Origin of the sequence: Haloferax sp. Atlit-109R (assembly GCF_003665865.1) — an archaeon.
GTDB classification, from domain to species: Archaea; Halobacteriota; Halobacteria; order Halobacteriales; family Haloferacaceae; genus Haloferax; species Haloferax volcanii.
In genome coordinates this window covers 1-429 of record NZ_QPLO01000048.1, presented here as the reverse complement: position 1 = coordinate 429, position 429 = coordinate 1, and the positions used below count along the sequence as shown (strand labels likewise).

General features: G+C 50.1%; 2 pseudogenes. One reads left to right on the top strand and one right to left on the bottom strand.

Annotation, left to right across the window (positions count from 1 at the left end):
• Positions 1-188 (bottom strand): annotated as a pseudogene (locus tag DVK03_RS20620) (hypothetical protein); the annotation flags it as partial.
• Between the two features lie 49 nt (positions 189-237).
• On the opposite strand from DVK03_RS20620, the pseudogene DVK03_RS19615 reads away from it, so the two are divergent.
• Positions 238-429, top strand: a pseudogene (locus DVK03_RS19615) (IS6 family transposase); the annotation flags it as partial.

Genomic DNA, 429 nt, shown 5'->3' with positions numbered 1-429 from the left:
CCACGGAACTCGGTCAGGTCTTTGCCTACAAGTGGATACCGAGTGTGTGGATGGGCTTCAAGTTTCTTGAAATTCGAGTCGGGACTGTCCGCAATCGATAGTGCCACAATCTCCTCGGGCGGAATCATAATCTCACTGACTGACTGTTCGCAGATAGTCAAAGCGTTCATAATCTCTTCGCGCCGGTCGTCCGTCGTGTTAAGATAAGGATGAGGCGGTCAGAGTTTCGAATGCTCTATGTCCGAAATCGACCGCCTCATCGGAGATAGCGGCTGGATTGATTTGGAATTTGTGGAGCGCGAGCGGACACCCGAGCAGATTGTTGAAGTGGGTATTCAGTTGCATCTGGCTGGCTTATCACTTTCGAATACCAAACAACATCTTGAAAGGTTGGGTGTCCAACGCAGTCGAACCGCCATTCATAATTGG